Consider the following 16239-nt stretch of genomic DNA (forward strand, 5'->3'; position numbering starts at 1 on the left):
CGCCGCGTGCAATCGGTCCGCTTTCGTCATTCGCGCATGCCGCGTCGCATGAAATAATCGTCCGCATCCCCTCTGCCGGCAGCGCTCGTGGACAGCCATTCCTTTCTCAACACCGCGCTGGTCTTTCTATTGGCAACGGTGATCGCCGTGCCGCTGACCAAGCGCTTCCGCCTCGGCGCCGTGCTCGGTTTTCTGATTGCCGGCGTGGTCATCGGCCCGCAGGCGCTGGGCCTGGTCGGCGACACCGAGGGCGTGGCCACCATCTCCGAATTCGGCGTGGTGCTGATGCTGTTCGTGATCGGCCTGGAGCTGTCGCCGCAGCGCCTGTGGGTGATGCGCCGCGCGGTGTTCGGCGCCGGCCTGCTGCAGGTGGCTGCCTGCAGCGTGGCGATCGGCCTGGCCTGCTATTTCCTGTTCGGCTTTACCGCCAACGCCGCGGCCATCGTCGGCGGCAGCCTGGCGCTGTCGTCCACCGCGTTCGGCCTGCAGATCCTGGCCGAGCGCAAGGAGGCCGGTTCGGCCTATGGCCGCATCACCTTCGCCGTGCTGCTGTTCCAGGATCTGGCCGCGATCCCGCTGATCGCCGCCGTGCCGCTGCTGGCCAGCAGCGCCTCGCCGCATGGCGTGGAGCCGCAGGCGATCCTGCGCACGGTGGGCGCCATCGTGGTGGTGGTGGTCGGCGGCCGCTATCTGCTGCGCCCGGTATTCCGTTTCGTGGCGCGCGCCAATGCGCAGGAGGTCTCCACCGCCACCGCGCTGCTGGTGGTGATGGGCACGGCCTGGCTGATGGAGGAAGTCGGCGTGTCGTCCACGCTCGGCGCCTTCCTCGCCGGCGTGCTGCTGGCCGATTCGGAATACCGCCACGAGCTGGAATCGCATATCGAGCCGTTCAAGGGCCTGCTGCTGGGCCTGTTCTTCATCAGCGTGGGCATGTCGATGGACATCTCCCTGCTGCTGCACCAGCCGCTGCTGGTGCTGGCGATCACGCTGGGCGTGCTGGCGGTGAAGGGCATGCTGCTGTGGCCGCTGGGCCGCATCGTCGGCGCGCTGAACCGGGCCGACACCTTGCGCATGGTGGTGCTGCTGGCCTGCGGCGGCGAGTTCGCCTTCGTGGTGCTGAAGCAGGCCGGCGAGCAGCGCCTGATCACCGAGCTGCAGCAGGGCCTGATCGTGCTGGCGATCACCCTGTCGATGGCGATGACCCCGCTGGTGGTGGCGGTGGTGGCCAAGGCGGTGGACATCAAGGCGAAGAAGCCCGACCGCGAATACGACACCATCGAGACCGCGCCGCCGCGCGTGATCATCGCCGGCTTCGGCCGCGTCGGGCAGATCGTCGGCCGCGTGCTGCGCGCGCAGCGCATTCCGTTCGTGGCGCTGGAATCCTCGGTGGAGCAGATGGACACGCTGCGCCGCTTCAACAACACCTCGCTGTTCTTCGGCGACCCGGCGCGCCCCGACCTGCTGCGCGCCGCGCAGGCGGACCAGGCCGAAGTGTTCGTGCTGGCCACCGACGACCCGGAAGCGAACCTGCGCATCGCGCGCCTGGTGCGCCGGCAGTATCCGCACCTGAAGATCATCGCCCGCGCGCGCAATCGCCAGCACGTGTTCCGCCTGATGGACTTGGGCATCGAGGAACCGGTGCGCGAGACGTTTTCTTCCAGCCTGAAGATGACGCGCAAGACGCTGGAGGCGCTGGGGCTGTCCAGCGAACTGGCGGCCGACCGCGTGGAGCGCTTCCGCCAGCACGACATGAAGCTGCTGAAGGCGCAGTACCTGGTGTACGACGACGAGACGCGGCTGGTGCAGACCTCGAGGGAAGCGCTGAACGATCTGATGCATCTGTTCGATGCGGACGACGATCCGATCGCCAAGCGGGAGCGCGAGGAAGCGGCGGTGGCGCCGGTGCCGGCGCAGGACTCCAACTGACCCCTCAAGGCCGGCGTAGGTTGGGGTGAGCCGCAGGCGAACCCCAACGTGGCGAGGCGTATGAAGGTGCCGACGTTGGGGTTCGCCTGCGGCTCACCCCAACCTACGCCGTTACACCATCGCTCACTGAACGCCTGAACTTGCGCCCCCGCAGGCGCAACTCATTTCGACGCCGATCGGGAAAGATGCGCGGAGCCTGGAGCCGTGCCGCCGCGGGGCGGGCCGCGCCAGGCCGTGTTCCGAGGCCGCCGCCGCATGGCTTTGCCCGCCGCTTCACCGGTAGTGATCCGCTTCGGCCGCCTGGGCGATACCGTCCTGCTCGCGCCGCTGCTGCGCAAATTGCATCTGCGTTACGGCGCGCCATGCCGCCTCGTCTCGCTGGGCGAGTGCTCGCGCACGCTGTACGGCAGCAGCGAGGACGTCGCCGCAGTGCACTGGTTCGCCAGCCAGCATGGCTGGCTGTGGACCAATCCGCGCCGGCTTGCCGTGGCGCTGGCGCTGCGCGGAATGCGCGGGGCACCGTTCTATATCTGCGAGCCCGACGTGCGCACGCGCACCAAGGTGCGGCCGATGCTGGCGCTGGCGGGCATTCCCGCAGAGCAGTGCGTATTTATCGAAGACATTCCGCTGCGCGAGGGCGAGCACTGGATCGACTGGCTGCTGCGCTTCGGCGACCTGACGCCGGAGGCATTCGCCGGCACGCCCGCGCTCGATCCGTCGCGCCACCTCCACGCGCCGTCCTTGCGCGCCACGCCGGACGAACGTGCCGATGCCAGCGTGTGGCTGAGCGCGCACGGCGTGGAGCCGACGCAGCCGCTGGTGCTGCTGCAGCCGGCGAACAAACGCACCATGCGCTGGAACGGCGTGCGCGACGCGGCGGACGACGACAAGTCCTGGCCGGTGGAGCACTGGGCGCAGCTGGCGCGCGCCATCCTGCAGTGGCAACCGGACGCGCACGTGCTGCTGTGCGGCTGCGCCGCCGAAGCGGGCTATCTCGCCGCGATCCGCGCCGAGGCGGGGCTGCCGCGCCTGATCGCCCCGGCCGGCGGCCTGCCGCTGGGCCTGCTGCGCGGCTTGATGGAGCGCGCGCACAGCATGGTGTCGGTGGATACGGGGCCGGCGCATCTGGCTGCGGCGGTCGGTTGTCCGCTGGTGGTGCTGTTCGGCCATCGCTGGCCGTCGATGTGGGCGCCGCGCAGTGCCGGCGGCAGCGCCGTCACCGTGCTGGGCGGCCTGCCGCATACGCCGCGGGTGGACGGGATCGGCGTGGAGGAAGCAGCGCAGGCGTGGTGGCGCTTGCCTGTGCGCGCAGAGCCGGCATTACCCGTCGCGGCGGCGCGACGGGTGCCGGCGCAGGCCGCTTACTCGGCCGGCTGAGCCGGCTGGCGCAGGGTCTGGCGCACGCTCGGCATGGCGCCGGCGCGCGCGGCCAGTTCGTGCGAGATATCGACCAGGCCCAATGCACGCGCCACATCGGCCGCGGTGCGGCCGAATGCATCCGCCGCGCTGCGGTCCGCGCCGCGCGCCAGCAGCACGCGCGCCGGCGGCAGCAGCGCATGCATCGCGCATGCATGCAACGCGGTGACGCCGCGCTGGTCGGCGTGCTCGATGCGCGCGCCGGCATCCAGCAGCACCGGCACCAGCGCACCGATATGCGTGGCATCGCAGGGGCTGCCCGGACGCAGGTGCGCGCCCAGCAGCAATTGCAGCGGCGCCATGCCTTCCTTGTCGGCCAGGTTGACGTCCGCGTTGCGCTTGAGCAGCGCGTCGAACAGCCGGCGCGCGCGCAGGCTGTCGTTGTGTTCGAAGCCGAACTGCGCGGCGGCGTGCAGGGCGCCGTGGCCGCGTGCGTCGACCGCGTTGATGTCGGCGCCGCCGTCGAGCAGCTGCTCGGCGATTTCCGGATAACCCATCGCCGCGGCCACCATCAGCGCGGTGGCCTCGCCCGGCAGGCGTGCGTCCACCTTCGCCTCGTGTTCCAGCAGCAAGGCCACCAGCGCATCGCGCCGCGCGGCGACGGCCGCCGCGAGCGGGGTCATGCCGTTGGCGGCGGCCAGCGAGCTGTCGGCGCCGGCATCGAGCAGGCGCGCGGCGACGTCGCGATGGCCCATGCCGCAGGCGTGCAGCAGGGCGGTGGCGCCCTGGCGGTCCTGCGTGTTCACCGGGAAGCCGAGATCGAGCAGGCGTTCCACCGCGGCCAGCGCACCGGCCGCGGCGGCGGCCGGCAGGTCGTCGGCGCGCAGCGGGCGGCGCGGACGCGCCCACTCGCCCCAGTCCAGCCAGCGTTCGATCTCGGGATGATCGAAAGCCAGGCCCAGCGGCGTCTCGCCGTTGGCGTCGGTGGCTTCGGCGTCGGCGCCGTGGGCGACCAGCACGCGCACCAGCGGCAGCGCCTTCTCGCCATGTTCCAGCGCGGCGAACAGCGGCGTGCGGCCCTGCGTGTCGCGCGTATTCGGATCGCTGCCGCGCGCCAGCAGCGCCTGCAGCACCGGCAGCTGGCCTTGCGCGGCGGCCAGGTGCACCGGCGTGCGCTCGCGCGCATCGACGCCGAACGGATCGGCGCCGCGCTCGAGCAGGCCCAGCGCGAACGCGGAAGCCGCGGCGCTGTCGTCCAGCCGCTGCAGCGCCTGCGCGAGCAGGCCGGCGCCGGCCGGACTGGCGCCAGCGGCTAGCAGGTCTTCGATGGCTTCCGCCGCGGCCGGCAGCTGCGGCAGCAGTGCGTCGAACAGGCGGCGGCCCAGCGGCGGCAGCGCGGCTTCGATGCCCTCGGCCACTTCGGCATCGTCCACCAGCTGCGGCTGCAGGCGCGCTTCCGGCGCCAGCGCATGTTCCAGCAGCCAGCGGCGGGCCGAGCCCAGGCCGGGACCGGCCAGATCCAGATAAAGCTGGGCGAGCTGCGCGGCCGGCCATTCCTTCACGCGCTGGGTGAAGGTGGACACGATGGCCCAGTGGCCGAAGCGCAGCGCGTCCAGCAGATGCGCCGGCGTGTCCGCGCCTTCGGCCAGCGCTTCGTCGAAGCGCAGGTTGGTGGGCAGCGGGGTGTCGGGGTCGAGCAGGGCGACCAGGTCCCAGCGGCCGGCGGCGGCGGCGTGGTCCAGCGCGCTGCGGCCGTCGGCGCCCGGCGTCTTCGCCTCGGCGCCGAGTGCGAGCAGGGCGCGCACGGTTTCGGCATGCGCCTGCGGCGACTGGCAGGCGAGGGTGAGCGCGTCGCGGCCGTGCACGTCGCGCACGCGCGCATCCGGCTGCGCCTCGGCCAGCAGCTGCACGATGCCGACCTTGCCGGCGCGCGCCGCTTCCATCAGGGCGGTGCGGCCGTGGCGGTCGGCCAGGGTGACGTCGGCGCCGGCGCTGCGCAGCGCGCGGCAGATCTGTTCATGGCCTTCGCCGGCCGCTTCCATCAGCGCGCTGCGATGGCGCGAATCCACCGCGTTCACCGCGGCGCGATGCTTGAGCAGCAGGCGCACGCCCTCGGCGTCGTCCTCGGCAATGCCGGACGCCGCCACCAGCGCCGGCTCGCCATCCGGCGGCGTGGGCTTGGCGCCGTGCTCCAGCAGGAACTTCACCAGCGGCCAGTTCGCCGCGCGGCAGGCGGTGGCCAGTGCGCTGACGCGGGCGCGGTTGAGCGCGTTCACCGGCGCGCCGGCATCCAGCAGCATGGCGGCCACGATGGGCTCGCCGCTGTGCACGGCGCCGTGCAGCGCGGTGTTGCCTTCCGCGTCGGTAGCCAGCGGGCTGGCGCCGTTGGCCAGCAGGGTCATCACCGCATCGGGGCGGCCGTGCCAGCTGTCGCGCGTGGCGGCCAGCAAGGGCGTGAGGCCGCCGCTGGCGCGGTTGACGTCGGCGCCCTTGGCGATGAGCGCGCGCAGCAGGCGCGTATCGGGCAGCAGCGCGGCGAGCATCAGCACGGGGCGCTGGTCGCGGTCGCCGGTGGGCGGCGCGGTGTTCGGATCGGCGCCGGCTTCGATCAGCGCCAGCGCGCGTTCGATATCGCCGTCGCGCGTGGCGGCCAGCAGCGCCTGCGCCTGTTCGGGCGTACCGGCGGTACGTTCCTGTTCGTTGAGCACCGGCGCGGGCTTCGGCGCCGGAGCTTGGGCCGGTTCGCTGCGGGCGGGTGCGGACGCGCGCGCCGGGCGGCGGCCTTCGCACAGCAGCGCGCGCAAGGTGCGGTTGGCGATGACCAGGCAACCCAGCGGCAGCAGCACCACGCCGTAGATGGCCAGCGCCGCGATGCGCAGCTCCGGCGGCAGCACGCCGTACAGGCCGGCCAGCGCGATCGCCGCGAAGGCCAGCGCCAGCAGCGCGATGGCGGCCGGCAAGTAATGAGTGAAGAAGCGCTCTTCGCGCGACAAGTGCCGGCCGAACGCGATGCTGCGCGCGGTGGCGGTGAAGATCCACGAGCCGTCACTCTGCGGTGGGTACGCGTCGTCCCACACGTAGACCAGGCCGAACGCCGGCCACATCCGCCACAGCGCCGCCAGCGCCACCACCAGCGCGCCGGCCAGCAGCAGGGCCGCGCTCAGGCTGTGCGCCTGGTTCAGCCGCAGCATCGGCCACGCCACCAGCAGGAACACCAGCACCACATAGCCGGTGAACATCACCAGATGCGCCGCGCCGCGGCGCAGCACCGTGCGCAGGAACCGCGGCTCCGGATCGAAACCGATCGCATGGCAGACCGCGGCCATGGTCAGCGCGTTGGCGAGCAGCAGGGGGATCAGCGAGAGCGGGCTGGCGCTCAGCGCCGCGACGGCGACCGCGAGCAGGCCGGGCACGAACCAGAGCAGACCCTGCAGGAAAGGCGGCGGGCGGCGCGTTTTGGAATAGGACATGGGCGCGGAGTATAGGAATCGTCTGAATGAGAGAAGGTAATCAGGCGTTAACGCCCAAGGCGTGCGCACTCACTCGCCGTGTTCGTCCAGCGGCGTTTCCTTCAGCACCGGCTGCGGCGCCGCGATGCTGTTGGCCGGCGGCAGCTGCAGATGCCAGCCCTGGGCCTGCAGGTTCGCCAGCACCGCGGCGGCATCTTCCTTGGGCAGCTTGCGCTGGGCATCGAGTTCGACTTCGAGCACGAAGCGCAGTTCGCCGAGCATCTGGGTGAGCGAAGCCGGCAGCACGCTGAAGTCGCCCTGGCGCGCGAGCCAGACATAGGTATCGGCCTTGCGCAGGCTGGCGTAAACGAAACAGTGCATAGGAGTGCCCCGAAAGCGGCGGCGCGTCGAGGCGACGGGCCGGTGATGACAATCCGCCATGGTCCGCGCCTGGACCGCGATGGTCAACGCGCGCGGCGACGATCTCCCGCAATACGTGGCCGAACAGCCGTGATCGACACCGGAACAGCCCCTCGGCTTGGCTGAACCTTTCATTGCTGCGACCGCACTTGCAAGGCTTTCGTTAAGACGGCACAGTGCCGCCCGGGGATGTCAAACGCGCGTATGAATTTTCTTACCGGTCAGCCCCTTACTGTGTGCCCCGATCCGGACTAACGATAAGCAGGAGCTTCCGATGCCGAATTCTCTCTTCTTCAAGCGCGCGGCCCGCCCGCTCGCCTTCGCCGCCCTGAGCCTGGCCGTGGCCGGCGCCCTGGTCGCGCCGCAGCGCGCCGAAGCCAGCGCCTTCCAGCTCAAGGAAAACAGCGCCAAGTCGATGGGCCGCGCCTACGCCGGTTCGGCGACCGCCGGCGGCGACGTCTCCGTAGTGGTCAACAATCCTGCCGCGATGACCGACCTGAAGGGCACCTACTTCCAGGCCGACGTCACCGCGATCAACTTCGGCACCAAGTTCAGCGGCAGCGCCCACGACGCCCTGGGCCGCCCGATCAGCGGCGGCAACGGCGGCGACGCCGGCACCACCATGCCGGTGCCCGCGCTGTTCTTCGCCACCCAGGTGAGCGACCGCGTGCACATCGGCGCCGGCTTCTCGGTGCCGTTCGGCTTCCTCACCGAATACGACCGCAACTGGGTCGGCCGCTACAACGGCATCAAGTCGAAGTTCGAGTCTCTGGACGGCACGCTGTCCGCCTCGTTCGACGTGACCGACAACTTCGCCGTGGGCGCCAGCTTCATCGCCCAGCGCACCAGCGCCGAGCTGACCAGCGCGATCAACTTCAACAGCGTGGGCCTGGGCCTGGTGCAGCAGGCCGCGCAGGCCGGCGCCATCTCGCCGGCGCAGGCGGCGGCGCTGGGCCAGCAGGTCGGCCTGGTGGTGCCCCCGGGCAGCGACGGCCTGGCCCGCATCAAGGGCGACGACTGGGGCTACGGCTGGCAGCTGGGCGGCTACTGGAAGCTGACCCCGAACGACCGCATCGCCTTCAACTACCGCGCCAAGATCGACCACAAGCTGGAAGGCACGGGCAACTTCACCGTCCCGACCAACGTGCAGGCACTGCTGGCCAACCCGACCGTGGCCGCGCTGCTGGCCGGCGCCGGCGGCGTGCCGTTCACCCACACCACCGGCACCGCCGACTTCACCACCCCGGCCACCGCCACCGCCAGCGTGTGGCACCAGGACGAGAAGTTCGGCATCGGCTTCGACCTGGCCTGGACCAAGTGGGACGTGTTCAAGCAGCTGCGCGTCAACTACGGCAACCCGGCGCAGCCGCCGAGCGTGGAAAACTACAGCTGGCGCAACACCTGGTACGCCGCCGTCGGTGGTGACTACTACGTCAACGACAAGCTGACCCTGCGCGCCGGCGTCTCGGTGGACACCACCCCGACCTACGCCGCCACCCGCAGCCCGCGCGTGCCGGACTCGACCCGCAAGTTCCTCTCGTTCGGCGTGGGCTACAAGGCCAGCGAGCACTTCGAGATCAACGCCGGCTACACGCACATCTTCGTCAACGAAGCGCACATGAACGGCGCCATCAGCGCGACCAACGACGTGCTGACCGGCAGCTCCGACGACTACGGCAACCTGCTGAGCTTGTCGGCGCAGTACAAGTTCTAAGTATTGCGGCAAGCGGAACGATAAAAACCTCCCCGTGCGAGCGGGGAGGTTTTTTTATGGGCACGGAGCAAGGCATTACTGATAAAGATGGTCAGCTCGTTGCTGGCGGATTTGCTGGGCGCGTAATCCTCGGACTCATAAAGGTCGGTCTCACCATAATCCTGCTTGTAACTGACGCGGAACGGGCCGCCGGCACGTAGGTCGTAATCCTGGGAGAGATCGAACTCGTTCTGAAGCGTCTGCCCCGGTTGGATAGCTACGTAGAAATAATGCTTCGCCTCGAACACCAGAGTGACAAAGCGCCCGATGAACTTCGCTTGCTTGCCGTTGGCATCGAGCACCGTCATGAAGTTATTCATCAGGTGATCGTCGGGATTGAAAAGCGGTGTCTTGACCCTCGGCAGGAGCAGGACTCTTGGGCTCTTGTTGGTGATCGAGACGATCACCCGGCCAGATTCCCTGGCGCTCAGGGAATCCGGGCTGCGGAGTCTGACGACGAGATCGTTCTGGGCCGCCAGGGCATGCAGTGGAAGCATGCACAGCAGCGTGAGCAAGGCGAGGAAGAGTCTGTGCGGGGACATGAGTCGATAAACTCCGTGTCGGCATGAAGCCTGGCTATGGGGCTTCGGATACTCCGAACAGGGGTCCTCGTACTCAATAAGCTTTCGCCTTAAAAGCGAAGGACAGAAGCAGATTCCGACGATTCTTAGGTGGCATGCGTTGTTGGGGTTCGCCTTCGGCTCACCCCAACCTACGTCAGCCGCGCTTGAGCATCAGCGCCAGCATCTTCCGGAAGCGTTCGCCATACGGCGGATTGAGCAGGCCCGCGCCATTGACCCGCGCTTGCCGGAACACCGACTTCATATGCGAGAACGTGCGGAAGCCCGCTTCGCCGTGATAGCCGCCGCTGCCGGAAGGGCCCACGCCGCCGAACGGCAGCTCATGCTGAGCGATGTGGTAGAGCGTGTCGTTGATGGTTACGCCGCCGGCCGTGGTGCGCGCGAGTACGCGGTCGACCAGGGCGCCGTCTTCCTCGAACAGGTAGAGCGCCAGCGGGTGCGGATGGGCGGCGACGTAGGCGATGGCCTGGTCGATGTCGTCGTAGGGAACCAGGGGCAGCAGCGGGCCGAAGATCTCCTCCTGCATCACCGCCATGCTTTCGCTGACGCCGGTGAGCAAGGCCGGCGTCATGCGCCGCCGCGGTACGTCGTCGGCGTCGCCGCCCATCAAGGTGACCGTGGCGCCATCGCGTTTCGCGTCATCGCGCAAGGCGGCAAGGCGTCGATACTGGCGTTCCGAAATGATGCTGGCGTACTGCTCGTTGCGCACCGGCTCGGGATACAGACGCGCCGCCACCTCGCGCGCGGCAGCGACAAACGCGTCGACGCGACCGCGCGGCAGCAACACGTAATCCGGCGCAATGCAGGTCTGCCCTGCATTGAACAGCTTGCCGACCAGGATACGTTCCACTGCATTTTCGAAGCGCGCACCCGGCCCGACGATCGCCGGCGACTTGCCGCCCAGCTCCAGCGTTACCGGCGTGAGATTGGCGGAAGCCGCGCGCATCACATGGCGCCCCACCGCGGTGGAACCGGTAAACAACAGATGATCGAACGGCAACGCGGAGAACGCCTGCGCGACATCCGCGTCGCCCGTCACCACGCACACGTCCTCCGGCTTGAAATACCGCGCCGCCAATTGCGCGAACAAGGCCGAGAAATGCGGCGTGTACTCGCTCATCTTCACCATCACCCGGTTGCCGGCCGCCAGCGCATCCACCATCGGGCCGGCAGCGAGAAACAACGGGTAATTCCACGGCACGATGATGCCCACCACGCCCAAGGGCTGCGGCCGGATCTCGTTGCGCGCCGGCAGAAACAGCAGGCCCGGCCAACTGCGCTTCGGCTTCATCCAGCGCCGGCCATGCGCCAGCGCGTGGCGGATCGCCGACAGGCTGGGAAACACCTCCAGCAGATCGGTCTCCTGCGCCGGCCGGCCGCCGAAGTCCTGGTGGATGGCCTCCGCGATATCGCCCCGGTGCTGCGTGATCAGATCGCTCAAGGCACGCAGGCGCGCGGCGCGCCCGGACCAGCCCGGCGCGGGCTCGCGTGCGTGGGCTTCGCGCATGCGCTGGAGTTGAAGCTTCAGGTCGAGCGGTTCGATGGTCATCGGTCTAGAACTTGGCGCGGAATTCCACGCCCCACATGCGCGGCGGCGTGATGTTGGCGTACGGGGTGCCGAATACGGTGGCGGTGATGTTGTCCACACCGGTCACGTAGCGGTCGTTGAACAGGTTGCTTGCATACAGCGCGACGCCCCAGCGGTCGCCCGGCGCATGCCAGTCCAGGCGTGCGTCGGTGCGTTTCTGCGCTTCGCCCACCTTGAAGTTGGGGCTGATGATGCACTCGCCCTGCAGGCGCGAGTCGTCGTTGCAGCGGGACTTGCCGCGGTAAGCGTAGTTCAGATTGAACTCCAGCTGGCCGCTGGCGACGTTGTGCCACGTATAGGCCAGGCCCGCCGTGTAGGAGAAGCGCGGCTCGCCGGTGGGCTGGCCGGTCAGCACCGCGCCGGAATCGGCCACCGCCTTACGGTAGGTGGCATCGATGTACGCGCCGGTGAAGTTCAGCCGCAGGTCGCGCACCGGTTGCCATAGGGCTTCCAGTTCCAGGCCCTTGGCTTCCTGGTCGGTGCTGTTGACCAGGTAGCGCGGCACGCCGGAGCCGGCGCTGTTCGGGTCCAGGCTCAGCGATTGCTTGTTGTCGTAGCGGTAGTAGTACACCGAGCCGTTGAGCATCAGGTTGTGCTCGGGGAAGGTGGTCTTCAGGCCGGCTTCGTAATTGATCACCTTCTCCGGCGCGAAGCGCGAGCCTACCTGGACGCTGTTGTAGCCGCCGGCCTTGTAGCCCTTGGTCACCGAGGCGTAGCCCATCACGTCCGGCGCAAATTTGTAATCCAGCACCAGGCGCGGGCTGACGTTGTTCCAGGTGTTGTGGAAGCGCACCGGTACGCCCACGGCGTCGGTAAAGATCACGTTGTTGCCGAACGCCGCCAGCGCCATCTGCGCTTCCGGCGGCAGCATGGCCAGCACGCCGGCCTGGTCCAGCGCCTGCACGGTGCCGTCGAACTGCGGCGCGCTGCGCGGCATGTTGTACCAGGAGAAGGTTTTCTGGTCACGCGTGTAGCGGATGCCGCTGGTGATGTTGAAGCGGTCGCTGACGTGCCAGATCACGTCGCCGAACGCCGCATACGCCTTGAACTTGCCGACGTTGCTGATCGCCTCGTGCCACGGATCGCCCAGCAAGGTGTAAGGCAAGCCAAAACCCGCCAGCGCATTGCTGATGTCGGTGAGCGGCGTGCCCACGCCCATGATGTTGTTGGCAAGCGTGTCGAGGCTGTCGGTAAAGATATTGGTCTGGCTGGTCTGCCGCGCCTGCTCCTGGTAGTAGCTCACGCCGCCGACCCAGTCGGCAATGCCGGTGGTGCCGGACAGCTTGAACTCCTGGTACCAGCTGTTGTTGTGCTCGATATTGGTGGTATCGAGATAGCTGACGATATGGTTGGTGCCGTCGTAGTCGCCGCGGTTGAACGTGTCGAAGCCACGCCACGCGGTGGTGGACACCAGGCTGCCCCAGCTGAAGGAGTGGTCGAAGCTCAGCGTCACGCCGTCGAACGTGCGCGATTCGCGGCCGCCGACCGAGTCGTTGTACAGCGGCGCGTGCAGCGGGTTGAGATAGGTGGCGGGATCGGCCGGAAAGGGTGGGCGCTGGTTGGTATCGTTGGACAGCGGCACCAGGCCGAAGGCCGGATGCGGCGGCTGGTTGAGCTTCTCGTGATCCCAGGACAGCAGCATGCGCGTATCGGGCGTGAGGTTCCAGCGGAACACCGCGCGCGTGCCCCAGTCGTTGTCCTCGCCGTAGCGCTTGCCGGTGGCGGCATCCTTGACCCAGCCGTCGCTCTGGTTGTCGTACGCGCTGACGCGCAGCGCCATGTCCTTGTTGATGGGCAGGTTCAGCAGCGCGTCGCCATAGACCTTGCCGTAGTTGCCGACGCGCAGGCGCGCCTTGCCTTCGAAGCGATCAGTCGGCTCGTTGGTGACGATGGAGATGGCGCCGGCTGCCGCGTTGCGGCCGAACAGCGTGCCCTGCGGGCCCTTCAGCACCTCGATGCGCGCCAGGTCGTTGAAGGCCAGCAGCGCACCGCCGGAGCGTGCGGCGTACACGCCGTTGATATACACGCCCACCGCCGGCTCGGTGCCGACGCCGAAGTCGCTGGTGGCGATGCCGCGCAACTGGTAGCGCGGCTGCGTCGGCTGGTCGGCGCTGACCACCAGGCCCGGTACGAACATATCCATCTTGCTCAGGTCGGTCGCCGCCAGCGTATCCACCTGCTTGGCGGTGACGATCTGCAGCGGGATCGGCACCGACTGCATTTCCTGGCTGCGGCTCTGCGCCGTCACCGTGATGTTGTCCAGCAGCTTGGCCTTGTTCGGGTCGGCCTGGTCCTGCGCGGCGGGCGCGGCGTTCTGGTCGTCGGCATGGACGATCTGCGCGCATAGCAGCAAGGCGGTGCTTCCCAGCAGTTGGCGCAGCGCGGCGGACAGCGGACGTGGACGGATGCTCATCGGCGGTTCTCCCCTCGTGGACGGCGCCGCGTCCCCACGCGGTCGCCGTGCTGGTTCTTGTGTGTGTTCAGCGCACCGTGACGCAGCCCCCTTGCTGCGCCGCGATCCAGGCCTTGATCAGCGCCACGCCCTCGCGGTGCACGGTGCTGCGGCCCAGTTCCGGCATCATCTCGCCCGGGTCGGCCGAGGCCATGCGGTAGGCGATGATCGAGTCGTCCGGCTGGCCGGGCACGATGTCGAACAGGTGGTCGCCGGTGCCGCGGCCCGCGGCGACGGGCGGTTTGCAGATGCCGAGGTGGCGGTCTTCCGGCGCGCTGGCTTCCAGCGTCAGGCCGGTGGTGTTGGCCGCGCCCTTGGCGTTGTGGCAATGGCCGCAGTTGATGTCGAGATAGGCGCGTGCGCGGGCATCGAGCGCGGCGTGCTCGTCCATCCAGTTGGCATTGCGCGGCGCCTGCGCGCTGGCGGGTGCGCCGGTGAGATAGCCTGCTTTGATCAAATGTTCGAGCTGGTTCTGCGTGCCGTCCGCGTAGTGGTAGTCGCGGTTGAGATGGCGCGCCTTCGGGCCGATCGGATGGATCTTGCGCGACACCCAGTCCTGCGCATGGCAGCTGGAGCACTGGCTTTCGTCGGGCACCACGTAGTTGAAGTCTTCGCGCGACTTGTCATCCGCCACCAGGGTGAGCGGCAGCACCGCGCCGGTGCGGGCGAGGTCGGCTTCGGTCTGCGCGTCGTTCCATACATAAGGAATCGCCGCCCAGCCTTCCGCGCGATGCACCAGGATGCGCGTTTCCACCAGATGCACCTTGGACAGGTCCAGCCCTTCGCCGGCGAAGTCGTGCGCGCTGTCGTAAGTGCGCGCCACGTCGCCGGCCTTGCCGTCCGCCGTCCTCGGGTAATAGAAGGTCTTGCTGATCACCGTGCCGACCGGGAAGTCGAAGGTGTCGGTGGCGTCGTACTTCGCCGCCGTGCCCTTGGGCATCCAGATCGTGCGCAGCTTGTGCGCGTAGTCGGTGAACAGCGGCGTGTTGAGGTCGTACGGCACCACGCCCTGGTTGAGCACCAGCTTGCCGCCGCGTGCTTCCACCACATGCCAGTCGCTCAGCTTCGGCGGCCGGCCGTCGGCATGAAACGCCACCGGCGCCATGCCCTGCTGGCAACCGGCAAGCACAACCGCCGCCAGCAGCGCGAAGGCGCCTTGCAGAAACCGCTTGCGCATCGCCACCGCCTCAGGACTTGGCCGCGTCGAGCACGACCGGCGGCAGCTTCGGCAAGGTGCACTCGTACGGCTTGGTGTCGGTGCTGGGGTTCTTGTAGTCGTTCGGGCCGTCGGCATTGAGCACGCCGTTGGCGCCGGCGATGCAGATGCGGTCGTTGGCGCCGACCGGGCCGTGCTTGGTGTCGGCATAGCCGTCCCACAGCACGTCCGGGAAGCGGCCGCTCATACCGTACACGGCGCTCTTCAACACTTTCAGCTTCATGCCGTCCGGCGATTCACCGCCGCCCTTGAAGCGGTTGCCGTAGACGAAGATGCCCTTCGGATACGGGTTGTAATCGGCCGCCACGCCCTTGGTGTTGTAGTAGTTGGTGGAGAAGTAGCTGGAGATGATCACGTTCGCCGTGCGGTGGTCGGCGATGTCGTTGTCGAAGATCTCCACCTTGTCATTGGAGTTGACCACCACGCCGGAACCGGCCGGCACGCTCGCCACCGCCGCGCCCTTGGCGGCGAAGTTGTCGAGGTTGTTGGCATTGACCTGGTTCTTGAACACGCGCGTGGCCTTGCCGGCCTGCGACAGGTTGGGCATGTTGAAGACCAGGATGCCGCCGGTGTTGCCGGTGGCGACGTTGTCGTACACGTCCGCATCGATCGAGTTCTCGATTTCGATGCCGGCCACGTTCTGCTCGGCGCGGTTGCGCCGCACCACGATGTTCTTCGACTGGCCCACATAGATGCCGGCGTCCGACGCACCGGTGACCGAGGAGTCTTCGATCAGCACGTTCTCGGTCTTCACCGGATACAGGCCGTAGGCGCCGTTGGTGGTCTTGGGGCCATCGGTCCACGCCACGCGCACGCCGCGGATGGTGATGTTCTTGCCCTGGTTGATCTTCAGCGCGTCGCCCTTGGTGTCTTCCAGCGACAGGTTCTCGATGGTGAAGTCGCTGGCATTCACCAGCAGGCCTTCCGGCCCCACCACCTGGCCCTTGAACGACAGCACCGTCTTGTCCTTGCCCGCGCCGCGGATGGTCACGCCGTCCGTGCGCAGGCTGAGGCCGCGATTGAGGTGGTAATGCCCCGCCGGAATCTCGATCACGCTGCCCGCCTTGGCATCCAGCAGCTGCTGTTGCAGCTTGGCCTGGAAGGCGTCGCCGCCTTCGTTCTGGGCGGTGGACTGATCGTGGCCGCTGCACGCGGCGAGGGCCGCGCCGAGCGCGACCGTGAGTAGCAACTTGCGCATGTCCGGCGAGCCTCCCCAGGAAACCGAATCGACGGGGTACTGTTGCGCAAGGCTTACGGCGGGGGGAGGGGGGAACGGCCAGGGGGTGGGGGGCAAAGCGGCCAACGTGGGGATGCGGCCCGGGTGATATCTGGCCTCGGCGCGATCGCAGGGTGCAGAGGCCGGAAGCTGAGATCACCACCAATCCTTCACGCAGTCTTTGCAAACCTTCGACATTCTTGAGTAGGGTTCGCGAGCGTCCTTCCCCTGGTTGCACAAGGGGCGCCGCCAGCCCGGCCACATGCGATTGGAACGCTTGAC

General features: G+C 68.3%; 10 protein-coding genes. 3 read left to right on the forward strand and 7 right to left on the reverse strand.

The features are described from left to right. Positions 1-87: 87 nt before the first annotated feature. Together FHW84_RS06380 and FHW84_RS06385 are read left to right on the forward strand one after the other, a co-directional pair. The gene (locus FHW84_RS06380; RefSeq protein ID WP_167253522.1) at positions 88-1926 is read left to right on the forward strand and encodes a monovalent cation:proton antiporter-2 (CPA2) family protein; all 1839 of its coding nucleotides are present in this window, start codon (positions 88-90) and stop codon (positions 1924-1926) included. Positions 1927-2181: 255 nt separating this feature from the next. Next, the gene (locus FHW84_RS06385) at positions 2182-3303 is read left to right on the forward strand and encodes a glycosyltransferase family 9 protein (RefSeq protein ID WP_167253524.1); all 1122 of its coding nucleotides are present in this window, start codon (positions 2182-2184) and stop codon (positions 3301-3303) included. Here the strand turns inward: FHW84_RS06385 and FHW84_RS06390 are convergent. Continuing rightward, positions 3288-6752 (reverse strand): ankyrin repeat domain-containing protein, encoded by a 3465-nt coding sequence (locus FHW84_RS06390; protein WP_167253526.1) that lies wholly within the window; start codon positions 6750-6752, stop codon positions 3288-3290. The genes FHW84_RS06385 and FHW84_RS06390 overlap by 16 nt on opposite strands. 69 nt (positions 6753-6821) lie before the next feature. Further along, on the reverse strand, positions 6822-7112 hold the full coding sequence (locus FHW84_RS06395) for a YcgL domain-containing protein (RefSeq protein WP_167253528.1): 291 nt from the start codon (positions 7110-7112) through the stop codon (positions 6822-6824). Positions 7113-7425: 313 nt separating this feature from the next. On the opposite strand from FHW84_RS06395, the gene FHW84_RS06400 reads away from it, so the two are divergent. Continuing rightward, positions 7426-8865, forward strand: a complete 1440-nt coding sequence (locus FHW84_RS06400; protein ID WP_167253530.1) for an outer membrane protein transport protein — start codon at positions 7426-7428, stop codon at positions 8863-8865. On the opposite strand, the gene FHW84_RS06405 is transcribed toward FHW84_RS06400, so the two are convergent. The 5 genes from FHW84_RS06405 to FHW84_RS06425 all read right to left on the reverse strand — a co-directional run bounded on the left by FHW84_RS06405 (position 8862) and on the right by FHW84_RS06425 (position 15939). Beyond that, positions 8862-9446: a hypothetical protein gene (locus tag FHW84_RS06405; RefSeq protein WP_167253532.1), complete on the reverse strand. Its 585-nt coding sequence runs from the start codon at positions 9444-9446 to the stop codon at positions 8862-8864. The two genes, FHW84_RS06400 and FHW84_RS06405, sit on opposite strands and share 4 nt — an antisense overlap. 175 nt (positions 9447-9621) lie before the next feature. Continuing rightward, positions 9622-11034, reverse strand: coding sequence for a coniferyl aldehyde dehydrogenase (locus tag FHW84_RS06410; protein ID WP_167253534.1), 1413 nt, complete (start codon positions 11032-11034; stop codon positions 9622-9624). 4 nt (positions 11035-11038) lie between these two features. Then, on the reverse strand, positions 11039-13486 hold the full coding sequence (locus tag FHW84_RS06415; protein ID WP_167253536.1) for a TonB-dependent receptor: 2448 nt from the start codon (positions 13484-13486) through the stop codon (positions 11039-11041). Positions 13487-13553: 67 nt separating this feature from the next. After that, positions 13554-14702 carry an SO2930 family diheme c-type cytochrome gene (locus FHW84_RS06420; protein WP_167253538.1) on the reverse strand — a complete coding sequence of 383 codons (1149 nt, stop codon included), beginning with the start codon at positions 14700-14702 and terminating at the stop codon, positions 13554-13556. A 10-nt stretch (positions 14703-14712) separates the two neighbouring features. Then, positions 14713-15939 carry a parallel beta-helix domain-containing protein gene (locus FHW84_RS06425; RefSeq protein ID WP_167253540.1) on the reverse strand — a complete coding sequence of 409 codons (1227 nt, stop codon included), beginning with the start codon at positions 15937-15939 and terminating at the stop codon, positions 14713-14715. Positions 15940-16239: the final 300 nt, after the last annotated feature.

Source organism: Dyella sp. SG562, assembly GCF_011759495.1.
GTDB classification, from domain to species: Bacteria; Pseudomonadota; Gammaproteobacteria; order Xanthomonadales; family Rhodanobacteraceae; genus Dyella_D; species Dyella_D marensis.

Excerpts from the sequence above, each read along its gene's own strand:
- FHW84_RS06420 (WP_167253538.1), bottom strand. The coding sequence starts at position 14,702 with ATGCGCAAGCGGTTTCTGCAAGGCGCCTTCGCGCTGCTGGCGGCGGTT.
- FHW84_RS06410 (WP_167253534.1), bottom strand. The coding sequence starts at position 11,034 with ATGACCATCGAACCGCTCGACCTGAAGCTTCAACTCCAGCGCATGCGC.
- FHW84_RS06425 (WP_167253540.1), bottom strand. The coding sequence starts at position 15,939 with ATGCGCAAGTTGCTACTCACGGTCGCGCTCGGCGCGGCCCTCGCCGCG.
- FHW84_RS06390 (WP_167253526.1), bottom strand. The coding sequence starts at position 6,752 with ATGTCCTATTCCAAAACGCGCCGCCCGCCGCCTTTCCTGCAGGGTCTG.
- FHW84_RS06400 (WP_167253530.1), top strand. The coding sequence starts at position 7,426 with ATGCCGAATTCTCTCTTCTTCAAGCGCGCGGCCCGCCCGCTCGCCTTC.
- FHW84_RS06395 (WP_167253528.1), bottom strand. The coding sequence starts at position 7,112 with ATGCACTGTTTCGTTTACGCCAGCCTGCGCAAGGCCGATACCTATGTC.
- FHW84_RS06385 (WP_167253524.1), top strand. The coding sequence starts at position 2,182 with ATGGCTTTGCCCGCCGCTTCACCGGTAGTGATCCGCTTCGGCCGCCTG.
- FHW84_RS06405 (WP_167253532.1), bottom strand. The coding sequence starts at position 9,446 with ATGTCCCCGCACAGACTCTTCCTCGCCTTGCTCACGCTGCTGTGCATG.
- FHW84_RS06415 (WP_167253536.1), bottom strand. The coding sequence starts at position 13,486 with ATGAGCATCCGTCCACGTCCGCTGTCCGCCGCGCTGCGCCAACTGCTG.